This is a genomic window from Nakamurella sp. (assembly GCF_048594475.1).
Lineage (GTDB): Bacteria > Actinomycetota > Actinomycetes > Mycobacteriales > Nakamurellaceae > Nakamurella.
Genome location: NZ_JBMDXT010000450.1, coordinates 1 through 18,646 on the forward strand (window position 1 = coordinate 1; position 18,646 = coordinate 18,646).

Annotated in this window: 19 protein-coding genes and 1 tRNA gene; 13 read left to right on the forward strand and 7 right to left on the reverse strand. The window is 73.0% G+C overall.

Annotated elements, in window-relative coordinates; all coding sequences use genetic code 11:
- From ACOJUF_RS20215 to rdgB, 3 genes are all read left to right on the forward strand, one after another.
- A partial coding sequence (locus tag ACOJUF_RS20215) for a hypothetical protein (RefSeq protein WP_420123614.1) occupies positions 1–359 on the forward strand: 359 nt, incomplete at its 5' end.
- A gap of 71 nt (positions 360–430) precedes the next feature.
- Positions 431–1,171, forward strand: a complete 741-nt coding sequence (gene rph, locus ACOJUF_RS20220; protein WP_420123631.1) for a ribonuclease PH — start codon at positions 431–433, stop codon at positions 1,169–1,171.
- On the forward strand, positions 1,168–1,785 hold the full coding sequence (gene rdgB, locus ACOJUF_RS20225; protein ID WP_420123615.1) for an RdgB/HAM1 family non-canonical purine NTP pyrophosphatase: 618 nt from the start codon (positions 1,168–1,170) through the stop codon (positions 1,783–1,785). The genes rph and rdgB overlap by 4 nt, the downstream gene beginning before the upstream one ends.
- Before the next feature lie 7 nt (positions 1,786–1,792).
- Here rdgB and ACOJUF_RS20230 read toward each other — a convergent pair whose 3' ends face one another.
- The 3 genes from ACOJUF_RS20230 to bcp all read right to left on the reverse strand — a co-directional run bounded on the left by ACOJUF_RS20230 (position 1,793) and on the right by bcp (position 3,242).
- Positions 1,793–2,542 (reverse strand): hypothetical protein, encoded by a 750-nt coding sequence (locus ACOJUF_RS20230; RefSeq protein WP_420123616.1) that lies wholly within the window; start codon positions 2,540–2,542, stop codon positions 1,793–1,795.
- A 130-nt stretch (positions 2,543–2,672) separates the two neighbouring features.
- Positions 2,673–2,746, reverse strand: a tRNA-Leu gene (locus ACOJUF_RS20235).
- Positions 2,747–2,765: 19 nt separating this feature from the next.
- Positions 2,766–3,242, reverse strand: a complete 477-nt coding sequence (gene bcp / locus ACOJUF_RS20240; RefSeq protein ID WP_420123617.1) for a thioredoxin-dependent thiol peroxidase — start codon at positions 3,240–3,242, stop codon at positions 2,766–2,768.
- Between the two features lie 127 nt (positions 3,243–3,369).
- Here bcp and ACOJUF_RS20245 point away from each other — a divergent pair, with 127 nt between their 5' ends.
- The 8 genes from ACOJUF_RS20245 to urtE all read left to right on the forward strand — a co-directional run bounded on the left by ACOJUF_RS20245 (position 3,370) and on the right by urtE (position 11,677).
- Positions 3,370–3,591 (forward strand): DUF3618 domain-containing protein, encoded by a 222-nt coding sequence (locus ACOJUF_RS20245; RefSeq protein ID WP_420123618.1) that lies wholly within the window; start codon positions 3,370–3,372, stop codon positions 3,589–3,591.
- Positions 3,592–3,731: 140 nt separating this feature from the next.
- Positions 3,732–5,006: a L,D-transpeptidase gene (locus tag ACOJUF_RS20250; RefSeq protein ID WP_420123619.1), complete on the forward strand. Its 1,275-nt coding sequence runs from the start codon at positions 3,732–3,734 to the stop codon at positions 5,004–5,006.
- Positions 5,007–5,076: 70 nt separating this feature from the next.
- Positions 5,077–6,438 carry an amidohydrolase gene (locus ACOJUF_RS20255; protein WP_420123620.1) on the forward strand — a complete coding sequence of 454 codons (1,362 nt, stop codon included), beginning with the start codon at positions 5,077–5,079 and terminating at the stop codon, positions 6,436–6,438.
- Between the two features lie 286 nt (positions 6,439–6,724).
- Positions 6,725–8,032 (forward strand): urea ABC transporter substrate-binding protein, encoded by a 1,308-nt coding sequence (gene urtA / locus ACOJUF_RS20260; protein ID WP_420123621.1) that lies wholly within the window; start codon positions 6,725–6,727, stop codon positions 8,030–8,032.
- 82 nt (positions 8,033–8,114) lie between these two features.
- Positions 8,115–8,999, forward strand: a complete 885-nt coding sequence (gene urtB / locus ACOJUF_RS20265) for an urea ABC transporter permease subunit UrtB (RefSeq protein ID WP_420123622.1) — start codon at positions 8,115–8,117, stop codon at positions 8,997–8,999.
- Positions 8,996–10,105 (forward strand): urea ABC transporter permease subunit UrtC, encoded by a 1,110-nt coding sequence (gene urtC / locus ACOJUF_RS20270; protein ID WP_420123623.1) that lies wholly within the window; start codon positions 8,996–8,998, stop codon positions 10,103–10,105. Before urtB ends, urtC begins: the two co-directional genes overlap by 4 nt.
- 1 nt (position 10,106) lies before the next feature.
- Entirely contained in the window at positions 10,107–10,961 is an 855-nt protein-coding gene (gene urtD, locus ACOJUF_RS20275; RefSeq protein ID WP_420123624.1) for an urea ABC transporter ATP-binding protein UrtD, read from the forward strand.
- A 23-nt stretch (positions 10,962–10,984) separates the two neighbouring features.
- Entirely contained in the window at positions 10,985–11,677 is a 693-nt protein-coding gene (gene urtE, locus ACOJUF_RS20280) for an urea ABC transporter ATP-binding subunit UrtE (protein ID WP_420123632.1), read from the forward strand.
- Positions 11,678–11,696: 19 nt separating this feature from the next.
- Here urtE and ppk2 read toward each other — a convergent pair whose 3' ends face one another.
- Genes ppk2 through ACOJUF_RS20295 form a run of 3 tightly spaced genes read right to left on the reverse strand, consistent with a single transcriptional unit; the run spans position 11,697 to position 13,728 of the window.
- Positions 11,697–12,539, reverse strand: coding sequence for a polyphosphate kinase 2 (gene ppk2 / locus ACOJUF_RS20285; RefSeq protein ID WP_420123625.1), 843 nt, complete (start codon positions 12,537–12,539; stop codon positions 11,697–11,699).
- A 59-nt stretch (positions 12,540–12,598) separates the two neighbouring features.
- Positions 12,599–13,501: a DUF1206 domain-containing protein gene (locus tag ACOJUF_RS20290; protein ID WP_420123626.1), complete on the reverse strand. Its 903-nt coding sequence runs from the start codon at positions 13,499–13,501 to the stop codon at positions 12,599–12,601.
- Positions 13,498–13,728, reverse strand: coding sequence for a DUF2945 domain-containing protein (locus ACOJUF_RS20295; protein ID WP_420123627.1), 231 nt, complete (start codon positions 13,726–13,728; stop codon positions 13,498–13,500). Before ACOJUF_RS20295 ends, ACOJUF_RS20290 begins: the two co-directional genes overlap by 4 nt.
- Before the next feature lie 156 nt (positions 13,729–13,884).
- Between ACOJUF_RS20295 and ACOJUF_RS20300 the strand changes: the two genes are divergently transcribed.
- Entirely contained in the window at positions 13,885–15,183 is a 1,299-nt protein-coding gene (locus ACOJUF_RS20300; RefSeq protein ID WP_420123628.1) for an alpha-hydroxy-acid oxidizing protein, read from the forward strand.
- Here the strand turns inward: ACOJUF_RS20300 and ACOJUF_RS20305 are convergent.
- Positions 15,123–15,830 (reverse strand): hypothetical protein, encoded by a 708-nt coding sequence (locus ACOJUF_RS20305; RefSeq protein ID WP_420123629.1) that lies wholly within the window; start codon positions 15,828–15,830, stop codon positions 15,123–15,125. The genes ACOJUF_RS20300 and ACOJUF_RS20305 overlap by 61 nt on opposite strands.
- A gap of 101 nt (positions 15,831–15,931) precedes the next feature.
- On the opposite strand from ACOJUF_RS20305, the gene ACOJUF_RS20310 reads away from it, so the two are divergent.
- On the forward strand, positions 15,932–18,589 hold the full coding sequence (locus ACOJUF_RS20310) for a PEP/pyruvate-binding domain-containing protein (RefSeq protein ID WP_420123630.1): 2,658 nt from the start codon (positions 15,932–15,934) through the stop codon (positions 18,587–18,589).
- The last annotated feature ends 57 nt before the right edge of the window (positions 18,590–18,646 follow it).

Below are 18,646 nucleotides of genomic sequence, written 5' to 3' on the forward strand. Positions count from 1 at the left end.
TGTTCGCCGTTCTGGTCGAGGCCCCCGGGTGCCAGAGCGTGTACCGGCTCGGGGGGGGCCGGGTGGCCGCCACGCGGGCGCAGGACGGCCTGACCGCGCTCACCGCGGCGGCGCTGCGGGGCCGCCCGCCGTGCGAGATCCGGTCGACGCTCTGGTCGACCCTGTGGTCGATGCTCGCAGCCTCGCTGCGCCGCCTGCCCGAGCAGACCCTGGGCCGGCAGGCGCAGCTGATCGACCGGGCCCGGGCGGCCGACTGGTCGCCGGACGACCTGACCGTGGCCGCCATGGTGCACGCCGAGCGGGCCCGCCGGGCCGGCCGGCCGGACCCGGGTCTCGGCGCGCTGGCGCACACCGCCTGACCTCCCGCGCCGGGTCGCCGGGCACCCGGACCGGCGCCGGGCGGGGCCCGGCCGCCCACTAGCCTGCCTGTCTGACCCGAGCAGACGGCCGCGCCGATCACGAACTCCGCCCCGTCACCTTCACCCGAGGGTTCCAGCAGCACCCCGCGGGGTCGGTGCTGGTCGAGTTCGGCGGCACCAAGGTGCTCTGCGCGGCGTCGGTGACGACCGGAGTGCCCCGGTGGCGCAAGGGCTCCGGTCTGGGCTGGCTGACCGCCGAATACGCCATGCTGCCCTCGGCCACCCACGAGCGCAGCGACCGCGAGTCGGTCAAGGGCCGGGTCGGCGGACGCACCCACGAGATCTCCCGGCTGATCGGCCGCTCGCTGCGCGCCTGCCTGGATCTGCGGGCGCTGGGCGAGAACACGATCGCCGTCGACTGCGACGTGCTGCAGGCCGACGGCGGCACCCGCACGGCGGCCATCACCGGGGCCTACGTGGCCCTGGCCGACGCGGTCGGCTGGCGGCGCGAGCGCGGCCAGCTGGCCGACCCGCAACCGCTGTCCTGCCAGATCGCCGCGGTCTCGGTCGGCGTCGTCGGCGGGCGGGTCCGGCTGGACCTGCCGTACGAGGAGGACGCCCGGGCCGAGGTCGACATGAACGTGGTGGCCACCGACGTCGGCACGCTGGTCGAGGTCCTGGGCACCGCCGAAGGCGCGACGTTCGCCCGGTCGACCCTCGATGGGATGCTGGACTGCGCCCTGGCCGGCATCGCGACGCTGGCCCAGCTGCAGCGGGCGGCGCTGGCCGCACCCCTGGGCGGCTCGGCATGAGCGCGACGGTGGTGCTGGCCACCCGCAACGCCAAGAAGCTGGGCGAGCTGCGACGGATCCTGGGCGACCGGGTGCAGGTGCTGGGTCTGGCCGACGTCCCGGCCTTCGAGGAGCTGCCCGAGACCGGCGCGACGTTCGAGGAGAACGCCGCGGACAAGGCGCGGCAGGCCGCCCGGGAGACCGGGCGGCTGGCGCTGGCCGACGATTCCGGCCTCGCCGTGGACGCGCTCAACGGGATGCCCGGCGTGCTGTCGGCCCGCTGGTCGGGCCGGCACGGCGACGACCCGGCCAACACCGCGCTGCTGCTCGGTCAGCTGTCCGACGTGCCCGACGAGCGGCGCGGTGCGGCCTTCGTCTGCGCGCTCGCGGTCGCCGACCCGGACGGTGCGGTGCAGGTGCTGCGCGGCGAGTGGCGCGGCCGGATCGGGCGGGCGCCGGCCGGGACCAACGGCTTCGGGTACGACCCGGTGTTCATCCCGGTGGAGAGCGACGAGGCCGGGGACGGCCGGTCCTCGGCACAGCTGAGCCCGGCCGAGAAGGACGCGCTGTCCCATCGCGGCCGGGCTCTACGGCTGATGCTGCCGGTCCTGCAGGAGCTGCTGGACCGGGCGTGACCTGAGATCAGGCCAGGGGGCGGCGCCGGCCGATGGCGCGGGCGATGACGACCGCGAAGCTGGCGCCGAGCATCATCAGGCCCAGGACCAGCAGCCAGCCGGTGATGCCCCAGACGACCATCTCGGGCCGGGCGAAGAGCTGGTCGATGAAGCTGGCGACCCGGTCGGCACCGTCGTACCAGGCCAGCGACCAGATGCCGGCGGCGGTCAGCACCGCACCCGGGATCAGCGTGGCCCACGGCGACCAGCCGTTGAGCAGCACCGCGACGAAGATCAGCGCGGCGCCGACCGAGGTCCAGGTGATGTCCCAGCCGGAGGGCTGCCCGCCGCCGTTGAGCATGGCCTGGAAGATGCCCATGCCGAACTCGCCGATCAGGTAGAGGCCGGTACCCACGAGCAGCGTGCCCAGGATGGCGCTGAACAGGCCGGCCACCGCGCGCTGCTTGGTCTGCCGGCCGGACGGCCGCCGCTCCTCGCGCTCCTGGGCGCCCGGCGCCGGGACGTAGGTCGGGCTCGCCGTGTCCGACGCCCCGTAGCTCGACGGGTAGGCACTCACCGAGGACTCCGAGTCCAGCGGCTCGTACGGGCTGCCGCTCCAGGCCGAACCGGACCCCTTGGCGGCACCGTACGGGCTGTCGGGGGAGTCGTCGGAGAACGGGGACGCCGACGAGTACCCGGAGGAGACGGTCGTCACCCCGCCGCCGTGGTCGGAACTGCTGTCACCTGCATCGGACGTGGTGCTTTCCGGTCCGCTCATGTCGATTTCGCCCCTCTGGTCGAGCAACTGGCTTCGCCTGCCGGCGATCCATATCGTCCTTGTTCCCCGGGCGCGGGTGTGGTAGCTCGGACCGCGTGTTGTCGATTCGGGAGTGAACCGGGTGAAACGGTGGGGCCGGTGGGACTCGAACCCACACTGGCACGGACCTAAACCGTGTGCCTCTGCCAATTGGGCTACGGCCCCGCGACCTCCACCCGGCGTCTCAGCTTGCCAGACCCAGTTCCTTCAGGACGCGGGCGACGTGCCCGGTGGCCTTGACGTTGCGCCAGGCCTGTTCGATGCGCCCGTCGGCGCCAACCACGAAGGTCGACCGGATGACGCCCTGCACCGTCCTGCCGTACTGCTTCTTCTCCCCGAACGCGCCGTAGGCGGTCATCACCGCGCGGTCGGCGTCGGACAGCAGGACGATGGACAGGTCCTCCTTGTCCCGGAACCGGGCCAGTTTCTCGGGCTTGTCGGGCGAGATGCCCAGCACGGTGTAGCCGCCGCCGTCGAACGAGCCGCGGGCACTGGTGAAATCGCACGCCTCGGTGGTGCAGCCCGGCGTCATGGCCGCCGGGTAGAAGTAGACAATCACCGGACGGCCGGCGAAGTCGCTCAGCGAGACGGGGGTGCCGTCGGCGTCGGGAAGGGTGAAGGCGGGCGCTTCGTCGCCCACTCCGGGTGCGGTGGTGGCCATGCGGCTAGGGTAAACACCCGCGGGACCGGTGTCGGTCCGGGCCCGCGGCCGGGCTGGGTGCCCGGTGGCACCGGCCGGAGGGCCGGACGGGTGACCGGCCGACTTCGAGGCAGGAACGGGAGGCGCCGTGGTGCGCGACGCGGAGACCATCCAGGCGGAAATCGAACGCGCACGGGACTCCCTGGCGGCCGCGGTCGACGAGCTGACCACGCGGGCCAACCCCAAGCGGGTGGTCGACCAGGGTCGGCAGACCCTGTCGGCCACGCTGGCCGAGCCGAAGGTGAAGTACTCGCTGATCGCCGTGGGTGCGCTGGTCGGCCTGGTCGTGCTGCGCCGCCTGTTCCGCTGAGGCGGGCGTCCGGCGTGCTTCACGCCGGGCGCACGGGTCCGCTCGATATCCTGGAATGCGGCCGTGACGGATCGGCTGCCGTGGCGGGGGCCGGTGGTCCCCACCCGTGGAATTCCGGGAGTGGACGAGATTTGACCAGGTTGAAACCTGCACGCCGCAGGTCGATCGCTGCCCTGCTGCTGGCCCTGGTGGGCCTGCTGGTGGTGGCCGGGTGCAGCAGTGGATCGCTGGGCGCCGAGACGGTCACCTCGACCGCCGGCGCGACCGGCGGGGTCACCGGCAGCGACGGTTCGTCCGGTGCGGCCAGTTCGGCCCCGAGCACCACCCGCGAGGTGCCGCCGGTGGCCACCGTGGCCGCCACCCCGGCCTTCGGCACCGACGGTCTGTCCCCGGTCGAGCCGCTCACCTTCACCGTCGCCAAGGGCACCATCGATTCGGTCCAGATGACCAATCCGGACGGCAAGGTCGTCGAGCAGACCATCTCGCCGGACAAGAAGACCTGGACGGTCGCCGAGCCGCTCGGATTCGGCAAGACCTACACCGTGACCGGCACCGCCACCGGCGAGGACGGCAAGCAGGTCCCGATCCAGGGCAGCTGGACCACGGTCGGCGAGGACACCAAGACCCGCAACACGATCAGCCCGAGCGACAACGCCGAGGTGGGCGTCGCGGTGCCGGTCAGCGTCAGCTTCGGCGCCGAGCCGCAGGACCGGGAGGCCGTGGCCAAGCGGATCTCGATCACCACCACCCCCCAGGTGGAGGGCGCCTGGGCCTGGATCAAACACGACGACGGCCGCTGGGCGCTCGACTTCCGGCCCAAGGAGTACTGGCCGTCCGGCACCCAGGTGCACGTCGACGCCAAGCTCTACGGCGTCAAGCTCGACGACACCTCCTACGGCGCGGCCGACATCACCAGCGACTTCACCATCGGCCGCAACCAGGTCGTCGTCGCCGACGTGAACTCCCACGAGCTGGTGGTCAAGCGCGATGGCCAGGTCGTGGCCAGCTACCCCGCCTCCTACGGCCGGGGCGGCGACAACGGCGATCCCAACCTGGTCACCCGGTCCGGGACCCACGTGGTGATGTCCAAGGACGCCGAGTACCTGATGAACAACCCGCGCTACGGCTACACCAACACCCTGGAGAAGTGGGCGGTGCGGATCAGCAACAACGGCGAGTTCATCCACGCCAACCCGGCCAGCGCCAGCGCGCAGGGCTCGTCCAACGTCACCCACGGCTGCGCCAACCTGTCGCTGGCCGACGCCGAGGCCTACTTCAACTCCGCGTTCATCGGGGACCCGGTGGAGGTCTCGGGCACCGACATCCAGCTCAGCTCCATGGACGGGGACGTCTACACCTGGGCCATGAGCTGGGACGACTGGAAGGCCATGTCGGTCCCGGTGGGCTCTGCCTGATCGCCGCCTGATCCCTGCCTGATCGCTGCCTGATCGCTGCCCGGTCGCCGTCACCGGTCACAATGCCCGGGTGAGCGAAGTGCGGGTGGTCGGGGCTACGATCGTCGCCGATTCGGCGCGGGTGCTGCGGGACGCCGAGATCGGGTGGTCGGCGGCGACGGGCCGGGTGTCCTATCTGGGTCCGGTGCGCGGCCCGGCCCGGCCCGGTGACCTCGCCGGGGCCGGTCGGGTGGTGGTGCCCGGGCTGGTCAACGCGCACACCCACGCCGGGATGTCCCTGCTGCGCGGCTACAGCGACGACGAGCCGCTGGACGCCTGGCTCGGGCACATCCGCGCCTTCGAGGTGCGGATGACCCGCGACGACATCCGGGCCGGCCTGCTGCTGTCGATGGCCGAGATGATCCGGTCGGGCACGGTCGCCTTCGCCGACATGTACCTGTGGGACGCCGGCCTGCTGGCCGACGTGCGCGAGGCCGGCCTGCGGGTGCTCGCCGCCACCGCGGTGTTCGGCTACGAGGCCGTCGCCTACCCGGCCGCGACCCCGGAGACCGGCGCCCGGGTGTTGGACCGGACGCCCGCGCTGGCCGCCGAGTTCGCCGGCGACGAGCTGGTCCAGGTCGCCTTCGGCCCGCACGCCCCCTACACCTGCGGACCCGAGCTGATGGCCGACGTCGCCCGGCGGGCCGCGGCGCACGACCTGCCGGTCCACATCCACCTGGCCGAGACGGCGGGGGAGGTGCAGGAGAGCCTGGAGCGGAACGGGTGCTCGCCGATCGCCCTGGCGCACCGGGCCGGCCTGGACGCCGGCCGGCTGCACGTGGCCCACGCGGTGCACCCGCACGGTGACGAGGATCTGGCGCTGCTCGCCGGTGCCGCCGTCACCGTCGCGCACTGCCCGGTGTCCAACCTCAAGCTCGGCGCCGGCGTCGCGCCCGTCCCCGACTTCCTGGCCCGCGGCGTGACGACCGGCCTGGGCACCGACTCGATGGCGTCCAACAACAGTGCCGACCTGTTCGAGGAGATCAAGACCGCGGCGCTGGTCGCCCGGGGCGTGCGCCGCGACCCGACCGCGGTCCTGGCCGCCGACGCGCTGGCCATGGCGACCCGGGGCGGGGCGCGGGCGTTCGGCGATCGGCTGACCGGCCGCCTCGAGGTCGGCGAGCCGGCCGACCTCGTGCTGCTCGACGTCACCGCCCCGCACGCCACCCCGATGCCCGACCCGGTGGCCCACCTGGGCTACGCGACGCGCGGGGCCGACGTCACCGACGTGGTCGTCGCCGGCCGGCGGCTGCTCGCCGGCGGCCGGCTCACCACCCTCGACGAGGACGCCATCCGCGCCGATGCCGCGGCCCGCGTCGCGCGGATCGCCGCCGAGCTGCCCGTCCGGGGCCGGGCGACTCGAAAGGTCCAGGACGGCACCACGCTCGGTTGAGATTCGATAACGATCCCCTGCATCATCCGGGCCGGGAAATGCTGAGTTAACCGAGCGCGTCCACAGCCGAAACACAGGGCTCCTACGGTCGCTCCGTGATCCCCGGTCCGGCCGGGGTGATCCGGGTTCCTGGCGGCGCTCACCCCTGGCCGCGGAACCCCCGGGTACCCGCCCACCTCGCATCGCACCTGACGTCCCGGTAGTGAACCGCAGTCCGCACACCCGGCCCGCCGCCGTGCTCGGGGATCCCTGCGTGCGTTCGCCCGGCCCAGTGAAAGGGCTCCGCATGTCCCGTCCGCTCTTCCGTTCGACGCTGCGCCGCACGCGTGGACCCGCCGTGGCGGTCGCCGCGCTGCTCGCGCTGACCGCCTGCGGTTCCCGGGTCGACTCGGCGTCCACCACCTCGGCCGCGGCCGGTGCGTCGGGTTCGGCCGCCGCCGGCGCCGCGGCCGCCAGCTGCGTCGACACCTCCGGCGACAGCGTCAAGATCGGCTTCCTGAACTCGCTGTCGGGCACCATGGCGATCAGCGAGAAGACCGTGCACGACTCGCTGCAGATGGCCGCCGACGAGATCAACGCGGCCGGCGGCGTCAACGGCAAGACCCTGGACGTGATCACCGAGGACGGCGCGTCCGAGCCGACGGTGTTCGCCGAGAAGGCCGAGAAGCTCATCAAGAGCGACTGTGTCGCGGCGGTCTTCGGCGGGTGGACGTCGGCCTCGCGCAAGGCCATGCTGCCGGTGTTCGAGGGCAACAACTCGCTGTTGTTCTACCCGGTCCAGTACGAGGGGCTGGAGGCCAGCAAGAACATCTTCTACACCGGGGCCACCACCAACCAGCAGATCGTCCCCGCCCTGGACTATCTCAAGGAGCAGGGCGTGACCAGCCTGTTCCTGGTCGGCAGCGACTACGTCTTCCCGCGCACCGCCAACAAGATCATCAAGGCGTACGCGGCGGCCAACGGCATCGAGATCAAGGGCGAGGAGTACACCCCGCTCGGCGACACCGAGTTCTCCACCATCGTCAACAAGGTGCAGGCCTCGGGCGCGGACGCGGTGTTCAACACGCTCAACGGCGACTCCAACGTCGCGTTCTTCAAGCAGTACAAGAACGTCGGCCTGTCGCCGGAGACGATGCCGGTGGTGAGCGTCTCGATCGCCGAGGAGGAGGTCGGCGGTATCGGCCTGGACAACGTGGTCGGACAGTTGGCCGCCTGGAACTATTTCCAGACGATCGACACCCCGGTGAACAAGAAGTTCGTCGAGGACTTCAAGGCCAAGTACGGCCAGGACCGGGTCACCTCCGATCCGATGGAGGCGGCCTACACCTCGCTGTACCTGTGGAAGCTGATGGCCGAGAAGGCCAAGGCGTTCGACACCGCCTCGATCCAGGCGGCCGCCGACGGCACGACGTTCGAGGCGCCCGAGGGCACCGTGGTGGTGGACGGCGAGAACCACCACATCAGCAAGACCGCGCTGATCGGCAAGATCGGCCCGGACGGCCTGCTCTACACCGAGTGGAGCTCGGGCCAGCCGATCGAGCCCGATCCGTTCCTCACCGGCTACCCGTGGGCCGCGGGGCTGGCCACCGGCTGAGTCCGCCCCCCACCGCCGGTCGCGCCCCCCCAGCGGCGCGGCCGGCGGTCGCCGGGATCCACCAGTCGAGAGACAGGACGGCATGGAGACTTTCGTTTCACAGGTGTTCGCGGGTCTGAGCGTCGGCTCGATCCTGCTGCTCATCGCGCTCGGCCTGGTGCTGACCTTCGGCCAGATGGGCGTCATCAACATGGCCCAGGGCGAGTTCATCATGGCCGGCGCCTACACCGCCTACCTGATGCAGTTCGTCTTCTCCTCGCCCGGGGTGTCGCTGCTGGTCGCGCTGCCGGTCGGCTTCCTGGTCGCCGGGCTGATGGGCGTCGTCCTGGAGGCCACCCTGCTGCGCCGGATGTACGACCGGCCCCTGGACACCCTGCTGGTCACCTGGGGTGTCGCGCTGATCCTGCAGCAGGCGGCCCGCGACATCTTCGGCGCGCCGAACGTCGACGTGCCCGCCCCGAGCTGGTTGAAGGGTTCGGTCGAGCTGTTCGGCGTCAACCTGCCGATCTCCCGCATCTTCATCCTGCTGCTCTCGCTGGTCGCGGTCGCCGCGCTGACCATGGTGCTGACCATGACCTCGCTCGGCCGGCGGATCCGGGCCACCGTCCAGAACCGCCAACTGGCCGAGACGTCGGGCATCTCGACCCGCCGGACCGACCGGACGACGTTCTTCATCGGCTCCGGGCTGGCCGGCATCGCCGGGGTGGCCCTGAGCCAGATCGGTTCCATCGGACCGACTCTGGGCACCAACTACGTCATCGACGCCTTCCTGGTGGTGGTCGTCGGCGGCATCGGGCAGATCAAGGGCGCGGTGATCGCGGCGTTCGCGCTCGGGCTCCTGCGGTCCGGGTTCGAGTTCTGGACCTCCGCCAGCATCGCCAAGGTGCTGGTGTTCGTCGCGATCGTGATCTTCCTGCAGATCCGGCCGCAGGGCATCGTCAACGTGCGGACCAGGAGCCTGGCATGACGGCCGTGTACCGGCGTTTCGGGGTGTGGATCGGGCTGGCGATCGGGGCCGGGCTGCTGTTCGGCGTCGCCCCGGCCGTGCTGTCGGACTTCCGGCTGAACCTGCTCGGCAAGTACCTGTGCTTCGCCATCATCGCCGTCGGCATCGGGCTGGCCTGGGGGCGGGGCGGCATGCTGACCCTGGGCCAGGGTGTGTTCTTCGGTCTCGGCGGCTACGTGATGGCCATGCACATGAAGCTGGACGACGCAGGCGCGTCCGGCGTCCCGGACTTCATGCAGCTGTACGGGTCCGGCGAGGTGCCGGGGTGGTGGGAGCCGTTCCGCAGCGACATCGTCACGCTCATCGGCATCGTCGCCATCCCGGGCGCTCTCGCGCTGGTCCTGGGCCTGGCCACGTTCAAGCGCAAGGTGCGCGGCGCCTACTTCGCCATCCTGTCCCAGGCGCTGGCCGCGGCGTTCGCCATCCTGCTCATCGGCAACCAGGCCACCACCGGAGGAACCAACGGCCTCAACGGGTTCCGCTCGTTCTTCGGCTTCGACCTGACCGACCCGGCCAACAAGCGCATGGTGTACTTCATCACCGCCGGGGTGCTGCTGGCGATGGTGCTGATCGCCCGCCAGCTGTACGTCAGCCGCTACGGCGAGCTGCTGGTGGCCTGCCGGGACAGCGAGGAACGCGTCCGCTTCCTCGGGTACGACCCGGCCAACGTCAAGACCGTCGCCTACGTGGTCGCCGCGGTCATGGCCGGCATCGCCGGCGCCCTGTTCACGGTCATCGTCGGCATTATCTCGCCCGCCGACGTCGGCATCGTGCCGTCGATCTCGATGCTGATCGGGGTGGCCATCGGCGGCCGCACCACCCTGCTCGGTCCGGTGCTCGGCACCGTCGCGATCGCCTGGATGGAGACCAGCCTGTCCGAGTCGTTCCCGTCGTTCTGGATCTACTTCCAGGGCGCGGTCTTCATGCTCGTCGTGGCGTTCCTGCCCGGCGGTCTGGCCTCGCTGGGCTCGGTGGTCGGCCGGCTGCGGCGGCCGTCACGCCCGGCCGGCCCGCCGGCCGATCCGGCCGGCGCCGACCGCCCCGACATGGTGAAGGGTTCGGCCTGACGTGTCCGACTACCTGGAGATCAGCAAGCTGCGCGTCGCGTTCGACGGGTTCGTGGCCGTCGACGAGGTCGACCTGACGGTCCTCAAGGGCGACCTGCGCTTCCTCATCGGGCCGAACGGGGCCGGCAAGACCACCTTGATCGACGCGGTGAGCGGGCTGGTGCCGTCCACCGGGTACATCGAGTTCGCCGGGCAGCAGCTGTCCGGACGCAAGGTGCACACCATCGCCAAGCTCGGCGTCGGCCGCACCTTCCAGACCGCGACGGTGTTCGAGAAGCTCACCGTGCTGCAGAATCTGGACATCGCGGCGGGGGCGTCCCGCAGGAAGCTCTCGTTGCTGCGCCGGCGTCACGGTGTGCCGGCGCAGGTGCACGAGGTGCTCGAGACCATCTCGCTGACCGAGCTGGCCGACGTGCCCGCCGGGATCCTGGCCCACGGTCAGAAGCAGTGGCTGGAGATCGGCATGCTGCTCGTGCAGAACGCGCAACTGCTCATGCTCGACGAACCGGTGGCCGGCATGAGCGCCGAGGAGCGGGACGAGACCGGCCGGCTGCTGCAGCGCATCGCGCAGGACCGCACGGTCGTGATCGTGGAGCACGACATGGATTTCATGCGCTCCTTCGCCAAGTCGGTGACGGTGCTGGCCGCCGGCAAGGTCCTCTCCGAGGGCACGGTGGCCCAGGTGCAGGCCGACCCCAAGGTCCAGGAGGTGTATCTGGGCACCGCCGGCCACGCCCTGGCCGCCGGCGCGAACGCGGTGGAGGCCATCGCGGCGCAGGCCGAGCAGGTCGCGCACGAGGTCGAGCTCGCGGATCAGGGACAGCCGGCCGACCAGGTTCAGGAGGCGAGTTCATGACCGGCACCACGGACGGCGAGATGATCCTGGAGCTGACCGACCTGCACGTCGGGTACGGCCGGACGGACGTCATCCACGGGGTGTCGGTCCAGGTGCCACCGGACGGGGTGGTCGCCGTGATGGGCCACAACGGCGCCGGCAAGACGACGCTGCTGCGCGCCGCGGTCGGCCTGCTCAAGCCGCGGTCGGGCCGGATCCGCTTCCGCGGCGAGGACGTGACCGCGCTGGCCCCCAACCAGCGGGTCGCCCGCGGGCTGGCCTACGTCCCGCAGGGGCAGCAGTCGTTCGGCCAGCTCACCACGCAGGAGAACCTGCAGCTGGTGGCCGACGGCCGGCGCCGGGGCAAGGAGCTGATGGCCGAGGCGCTCGACCTGTTCCCGGCGCTCACCGGCCTGCTCGACCGCAAGGCCGGGCTGCTCTCCGGCGGCCAGCGGCAGCAACTGGCCATCGCCCGGGCCCTGATCACCGAGCCGACGATGCTCATCCTGGACGAGCCGACCGAGGGCTTCCAGCCCTCGGTCGTCGCCGAGATCGAGCAGACCATCATGGATCTCACCGCCCGCGGGGGCCTGTCCGTGCTGCTGGTCGAGCAGCACGTCGGCTTCGCCCTCGGGGCGGCGGCGCACTACTACGTGCTGGCCTCCGGCCGGGTCACCTCGGCCGGCGCGGGCGGCGGGGCCGCCGTGCCGCAGGTGCTGGCCGCGATGACGATCTGACCGGCGGGCGGGCCGGCCCCTACAGGGCCGGCCTGACCAGCGACGAGGCGTGGTCCTTGACGTACTTGAACTCCTCGCGCGGCGGCCGGACGTAGCTGGTGACCGGCGGCCGTTCCGGGATGGTGACCGGCTCCGGCTCGATGTGCTCGTACGGCACGTGCTCGAGGATGTGCGCGATGACGTTGATCCGCGAGCGCTTCTTGTCCTCGCTCTCCACGGTGTACCAGGGCGCCTCGGGAATGTCGGTGTGGATGAACATCTCGTCCTTGGCCCGGGAGTAGTCCTCCCACCGGCTGATCGACTGGACGTCCATCGGGGACAGCTTCCACCGGCGCATCGGGTCGGTGAGCCGGGAGTGGAAGCGCCGTTCCTGCTCGACGTCGGACACCGAGAACCAGAACTTGAAGAGCAGGATGCCGTCCTCGACCAGCAGTCGCTCGAAGATCGGCGCCTGGTGCAGGAAGCGGCGGTACTCGTCGGTGGTACAGAACCCCATCACCCGCTCGACACCGGCCCGGTTGTACCAGGAGCGGTCCATCAGCACGATCTCGCCGGCCGCCGGCAGGTGCTCGATGTAGCGCTGGAAGTACCACTGGGTGCGCTGCCGTTCGGTCGGGGCCGGCAGCGCCACGATGCGGGCCGTGCGCGGGTTGAGGAACTCGGTGATCCGCTTGATGGCCGACCCCTTGCCCGCGGCGTCCCGGCCCTCGAAGATGGCGACGATGCGGGTGCCGGACTCCTTCACCCACTGCTGCATGGTGACCAGTTCGGTCTGCAGCCGCCGGAGTTCGGCCTCGTACGCCGACTTCTTGATCTTCGGCGGGCGGTCGGGATCGACGATCTTGCTCTTCTTGTCACCCACGGCGGCCGCTCCTCGACATGGCTGGGACGGCGCGGCCGTCGCCGCGCCGCCTCAGCTTGTCATGCCCGCTGTGCGCCCGCTGCGCCGGTCCGGGCGGTTTCGCCCGATCGTGACCCGGTGCCCGCGTCGATCTTCGGATGCCGCGCCCAGAAGAAGCAGAAGATGCCGAAACAGGCCAGGCCGAGGGCGACGACGGTCAGCAGGATCGAGCCGAGCGGCGCCGAGTTGATCGTCCGCAGGGCGTCGTCGAGGCCGCCGGCCTTGCTCGGGTCGTAGGTGATCGCCGCCCAGCCGAACAGGCCGCCGACCACGGCCATGGCCACGCCCTTGCTGATGTAGCCGACCTGGCCGAGTCGACGCACGCCGGAGGTCAGGCCGCCCGAGAAGTCCTCGGTGAACTTCTCCTTGACGCCCTTGATCACCTGGCGGACCGCCAGGACGATGACGACCACGCCGACGGCGCCGACCAGCACGCGGCCGAAGGGCAGCGCCAGCAGCCGCGCCGTCCAGCCCTCCTGCTTCTGGTCGCCCGACTGGGACGATCCCTGCAGGGCGGCGATCGCGGCGACGGCGATGGCCGCATAGGTGATCGCCCGGCCGGCCGAGCCCAGCCGCTTGCGGATCCGCTTGGACCCGGCCGGCCTGTCCCGATGGCCCCAGGCGGCCTCGGCGGCCTGCCAGGCGGTCATCGCGAAGAGCCCGACGACGGTCAGCCAGAGCACCGCCACCCCGATCGGGTTCCGGGCCAGTTCGGCCAGCGCGCCCTGCTGCGACGCCTCCTGCGACCCGCCTCCGCCGCCCCAGGCGACCTGGGCGGCGATCCAGCCGACCAGGATGTGCACGATGCCGTAGGTGATCAGGCCGACGGTGACCAGGACCCGGAACGGCGTGCTGGCGACGGCCTGCCCGCCGGCGCGCTCGGCCCCGTCCTTGGCCGAGCGGGCGGCGCCGGCGGCGGTCACGACCGGTCCTCGTCGGGTTCCAGCGCGTCCGGCTTGTGGACCGCGGTCCGCCCGGACTTGTCGCTGCGCACCAGGTACTGCGGGTCGTCGGCGGACGCCCGGACGGTCCGGCCGGCGGCCTCCGTGTCCTTCGTGATCTTCTTCTCGACCGTGCCGTGGGTGGTCGTGCCGTGGGTGCGCCAGGAGACGTCGTCACCCGCCTTGAAGTCGTCCTCGCTCCTGCTCACGGATCCGCCCTTCGTGGTCTGCCGCAGACCTGACTTCCGGTCCGGTCGGTCGTGCGCCGCTTGTTCCCGGTCACCCGGCCGGTCAATCGCCACTCTTCGCCGCGCATCGTCCGGGACCGGGTGGATCGGCGCGCACGGGTGGGCCAGGCTGGACCGATGTCCCCGGTCACCCTCCCCGCCGCCACCCGCGCGTCGCTCGGCCGCGACCGCCAGTCGCAGATCTACACCGGCGCCCTGTTCGGCCGGCGGCCCGCGGTGCCGACCGCGTGGGCCGAACTCGACCGCCGGGCCCGCCGCCGGATGTCCGCCGGGGCCTACGGCTACGTGGCCGGTGGCGCGGGCTCGGAATCGACGATGGACGCCGACCGGGCGGCTTTCCGGCGCTGGCGCCTGGTCCCGCGCATGCTGCGGGACGTCTCGGTCCGGGACACCTCGATCGAGCTGTTCGGCCGCCGGCTCCCGTCGCCGCTGTTGCTGGCCCCGATCGGGGCGCTGGGCATCGTGCGGCGGGACGGCGACCTGGCGGTGGCCCGGGCGGCCGCCGGGCACGGGGTCCCGATGATCTTCTCCAACCAGGCCTCGGTCCCGATGGAGCAGTGCGCGGCCGCGATGGGCGACGCACCGCGCTGGTTCCAGCTGTACTGGTCGACCTCCGACGAGCTGGTCGCCAGCCTGGTCGGCCGGGCCGAGCGGTCCGGCTGCTCGGCGATCGTGGTCACCCTGGACACGACGATGCTCGGCTGGCGGCCGCGCGACCTGGACCGGGGCTACCTGCCCTTCGCGCGGGGAGACGGGCTGGCCCAGTACACCTCGGACCCGGTGTTCCGCCGGCTGGCCGCGGCGGCGCCGGCCGGCTCCGGGCCCGCCGGCCGGCCCCGGTTGCCGGAACTGCCGGCGGCGGTGCGGTCGGTGGCCCGGATGGTCGCCGCCACCCGCCGCTCGCCGGGTCCGGCGCGGGCGCTGGTGCACACGTTCCTGCAGACGTACTCCCGACCGTCCCTGACCTGGTCCGATCTGGCGACCCTCCGGGCGCTGACGTCGCTGCCGATCGTGCTCAAGGGCATCCAGCGCGGCGACGACGCCCGGCGCGCGGTGGACGCCGGCGTCGACGGGATCATCGTCTCCACCCACGGCGGCCGGCAGGTCGCCGGGGCGCGCGGCGCGCTGGACGGGCTGCCCGAGGTGGTCGCCGCGGTCGACGGGGCGATGCCGGTGCTGCTCGACTCCGGGGTGCGGGGCGGTGCCGACACGCTCATCGCGGTGGCCCTGGGTGCGCGGGCGGTGTGCGTCGGCCGGCCCTACGCGCTGGCGCTCGGCCTGGCCGGTGGCCGGGGCGTGGCGGAGCACCTGGCGAACCTGATGGCCGAGTTCGACCTGACCCTGGGCCTGTGCGGTTACCGGTCGGTCGCCGAGCTGGACCCGTCGGCGGTGGAGCGTGTGCCCGGTCCGGTCTGACCGGCCGGACGGCGGGCCGCGTCGTCGATCTGGACCCGATAGCCGGCGTGGAGGGCGGCGACCGTGGCCGGCGGGGTGAGCACCCGGGCCCGGCCGCGGATGGGCCGGGGCTCGGCCCGGCCGTAACCGGCGGGTGTCCATGCGATCAGGCGGTCGCCGAGCACCAGCCAGGGTCCGTCCGGGCGGCCGTCGGGGTCGCCGGCCCGTCCGACGAACGTGCCGTCCGGCAGCCCCGCCCAGGGCCGGTCGTGCCAGCGGCGCCGGCAGGTCCGGGGGATGCGCCGCTGCTCGTCGAGCACCCGGTCGAGCTCGGGGGCGTGCCGGGTCCCGGCGGCCGTCAGGAACGAGCGGAACGCCGCCCGGCGGCATTGCGCGCACGGCCGGTGCCCGGCGGCGAGGGCGACGGCCTCGTCGAGGAAGAACAGCGGCGTGTAGTGGCCGGGGGACCACTGCGGGATGCGGCGGTCGCCGAACCGGAGCCGGCAGATGATCCAGGCGATCCCGGCGTGGGAACGCACGATGCGCGCGCCCGCCCCCTCGTCGCGGTGCAGGATGCCGCGGTTCCCGGTCCACGCCCCGCGCAGCTCGACGGCCACGATCTCGCCGGTCGGGGTGACGCGGTTGCGGCGCGGCTCGGCGGTGCGCATGCCCCCATGCTGCGTCACCCGGCGGTCCCTTGCGGTCCGGACGCGGTCGTGCCACCCTGGCCAATAACTCCACATGTGTGGAATTAATGGGGAGGTCGGCGATGACCGTCAGTCCGTCCGTCGTGTCCGAGCTGTCCGAGCTGTCGGGCGCCGATCTGCCCCTGGTCGGCGGGAAGGCGGCGAACCTCGGCGCGCTGATGGCCGCCGGCTTCCCGGTGCCGGACGGGTTCTGCGTCGGCACGGCCGCGTACCGGGCGGCGACCGCCGGCCGGCTTCCGGGCGATTCCCTCGACGCCCCGATCGACGCCCCGATAGACGCCCCGATCGACGCCCCGATCGACGCCGCCGCCGTCCGGGCGGCGGTGCTGGCCGCCCCGATCCCGGACGAGGTGGCCAAGGCCGTCCGGGAGCGGTACGCCCGGCTGGGCCCCGACGTGCCGGTGGCGGTGCGCTCGTCGGCCACCGCGGAGGACCTGCCCGACGCCAGCTTCGCCGGGCAGCAGGACACCTATCTCGGCGTCGTCGGGGCCGACGCCGTGCTCGACGCGGTCCGGCGCTGCTGGGCGTCGCTCTGGACCGATCGGGCCGTCGCCTACCGGGCGATGCACCTCCCGGGGACCGGTGGTGCTGACGGCGGCGGTGACGGGCTCGCGCTGGCCGTCGTGGTGCAGCGGATGGTCGACGCCCGGGCGGCCGGCGTGCTGTTCACCGCGGATCCGGTCACCGGACGGCGGCGACAAGCGGTCATCGACGCCGCGCCCGGGCTCGGTGAGGCGGTCGTCTCGGGCACGGTCGACCCCGATCACGTGGTGGTCGACACCGCCACCGGCCGCATCCTGCGGCGGACCGCCGGCGGGTCCGGCCCGTTCTGCCTGACCGACGGCGAGGTCCGGCGGCTGGCCGCGCTGGGTGATCGGGTGGAGGCGGCCTTCGGGGCGCCGCAGGACATCGAGTGGGCGGTCGACCCGGCCGGCACCATCTGGCTCACCCAGTCCCGGCCGATCACCACCCTCTTCCCGGTCCCGGTGCGCTCGACCCCGGCGCCGCCCGGACCGGTCCGGGTGTTCTTCTGCGTCACATTGGCGCAGGGCCTGCACCGTCCGATCACCCCGATGGGCCAGGCCGCGTTCCGGGTGATCGGGGGTCGCTTCCCGACCCTGGCCGGCTTCCCGCCGGCGTCGATCACCGCCGGACCGGGCGGATTCTCGGTGGCCGCGGAGCGGGTGTTCGCCGACATCACGCCGGCCGTGCGCTCCCGGATCGGCCGGGTGCTGGCCGCCCGCGGGCTCGACGTCATGGAGGCCCGGTCGGCGGTCGTGCTGCGCAGGCTGTTCGACGACCCACGCCTGTCGGTGACGCCGGGATCCGGCCGCATCGGGCTCCGCGCCGCGCTCCGGGTGGTGGCGGCGGTCCGCGTCCCGGTCGGGGTCGTGCGGGCGGCGCTCCGGCCGTCCGCGGCCGTGCGGTCGGCGCGGCGCGCGGTCGAGCGGATCGAACGCGCTCCGCTGCCCCCGCCGGGCGCACCGGTCGCGGAACGGGTCGACGCCGCGGTCGGGTTGCTCGCGCGGTCGTTCCCCGCGGCCCCGCGGATCCTGCCGTCGGCCCTGGTCGGCTTCGCCGGCCTGGGCCTGGCCTGGCGCCTGCTCCGGGGGCACGTCACCGCGACCGAGGCGGAGACGGTGCTGCGCGGCGTGCCGCACAACGTGACCACCGAGATGGATCTGGCCCTCTGGGATCTCGCCGAGTGGATCCGCGCCGACCGGCCGGCCGCGGCGGTGCTCGCGGCGACCGGGCCGGGTGAGCTGGCGGCCCGCTACCGGTCCGGCGAGCTGCCGGCGGTGCTGCAGCGGGGAATGGCCGGCTTCCTCGCCCGGTACGGGCGACGGGCGGTGGCCGAGATCGACCTCGGCATGCCGCGCTGGTCGGACGATCCGGCGCACCTGTTCGGCGTGCTGGCCGGGTACCTGCGGCTCGAGCCCGGGTCCGGCGGGGACGCCGTCACCCCGGACCGGCGGTTCGCCCAGGGGGCCCGGGAGGGCGAGGCGATGGTCCGCGAGCTCGTCGCGCGGGCCCGCCGGCGCGGACGGCTGCGCGGTGCCCTGGTCTCGGTGGGTCTGCGCCGGGCCCGGGCCCTGGTCGGGCTCCGGGAGATGCCCAAGTTCGTCATGATCACCGCGGTGGCCCGCGCCCGCGAGGTGCTGGCCGGCGTCGGCGCCGAGCTGGCCGCGACCGGCACCCTGGCGACGGCGGACGACGTGTTCTTCCTCGATTTCGACGAGGTGGTCATGGCCGCCGGCGGCCGCGATCTGCGGGCGAGCGTCGCCGAGCGGCGGTCCCGGTACCGGCAGGAGTTGGGCCGGCGGCACGTGCCCCGGGTGGTGCTGTCCGACGGCACCGAGCCCGAGGCGGTGGCCGGGCCCGCCGTCGCGCGGGAAGCCGGCACCCTGCTCGGGTCGCCCGCCTCGGCCGGGACGGTGACCGGAACGGCGCGGGTGGTGCTCGATCCGGTCGGCGCGCACCTCGAGCCGGGCGAGATCCTGGTCGCGCCGTCCACCGATCCCGGGTGGACCCCGTTGTTCCTGACCGCCGGCGGCCTGGTCATGGAGATGGGCGGGTCGAACAGTCACGGGGCGGTGGTCGCCCGGGAGTACGGCATCCCCGCCGTCGTCGGCGTGGCCGGGGCGACCGGGGAGCTGACGACCGGCATGCGGGTGACCGTGGACGGTGCCGCCGGCGTGGTCCGGGTGGTCCCGGCGTGACGCCGGACGCGCCCGCGCGGTCCCGGCGGGCGCCGGGCCGCCCGGCGGGGGGCGGCG

Coding starts and splice junctions, on each gene's coding strand:
- bcp (WP_420123617.1), bottom strand. CDS start 3,242: ATGGCCACCACCGCACCCGGAGTGGGCGACGAAGCGCCCGCCTTCACC.
- rdgB (WP_420123615.1), top strand. CDS start 1,168: ATGAGCGCGACGGTGGTGCTGGCCACCCGCAACGCCAAGAAGCTGGGC.
- ACOJUF_RS20310 (WP_420123630.1), top strand. CDS start 15,932: ATGACCGTCAGTCCGTCCGTCGTGTCCGAGCTGTCCGAGCTGTCGGGC.
- urtB (WP_420123622.1), top strand. CDS start 8,115: ATGGAGACTTTCGTTTCACAGGTGTTCGCGGGTCTGAGCGTCGGCTCG.
- urtA (WP_420123621.1), top strand. CDS start 6,725: ATGTCCCGTCCGCTCTTCCGTTCGACGCTGCGCCGCACGCGTGGACCC.
- ACOJUF_RS20300 (WP_420123628.1), top strand. CDS start 13,885: ATGTCCCCGGTCACCCTCCCCGCCGCCACCCGCGCGTCGCTCGGCCGC.
- ACOJUF_RS20230 (WP_420123616.1), bottom strand. CDS start 2,542: ATGAGCGGACCGGAAAGCACCACGTCCGATGCAGGTGACAGCAGTTCC.
- ACOJUF_RS20305 (WP_420123629.1), bottom strand. CDS start 15,830: ATGCGCACCGCCGAGCCGCGCCGCAACCGCGTCACCCCGACCGGCGAG.
- urtC (WP_420123623.1), top strand. CDS start 8,996: ATGACGGCCGTGTACCGGCGTTTCGGGGTGTGGATCGGGCTGGCGATC.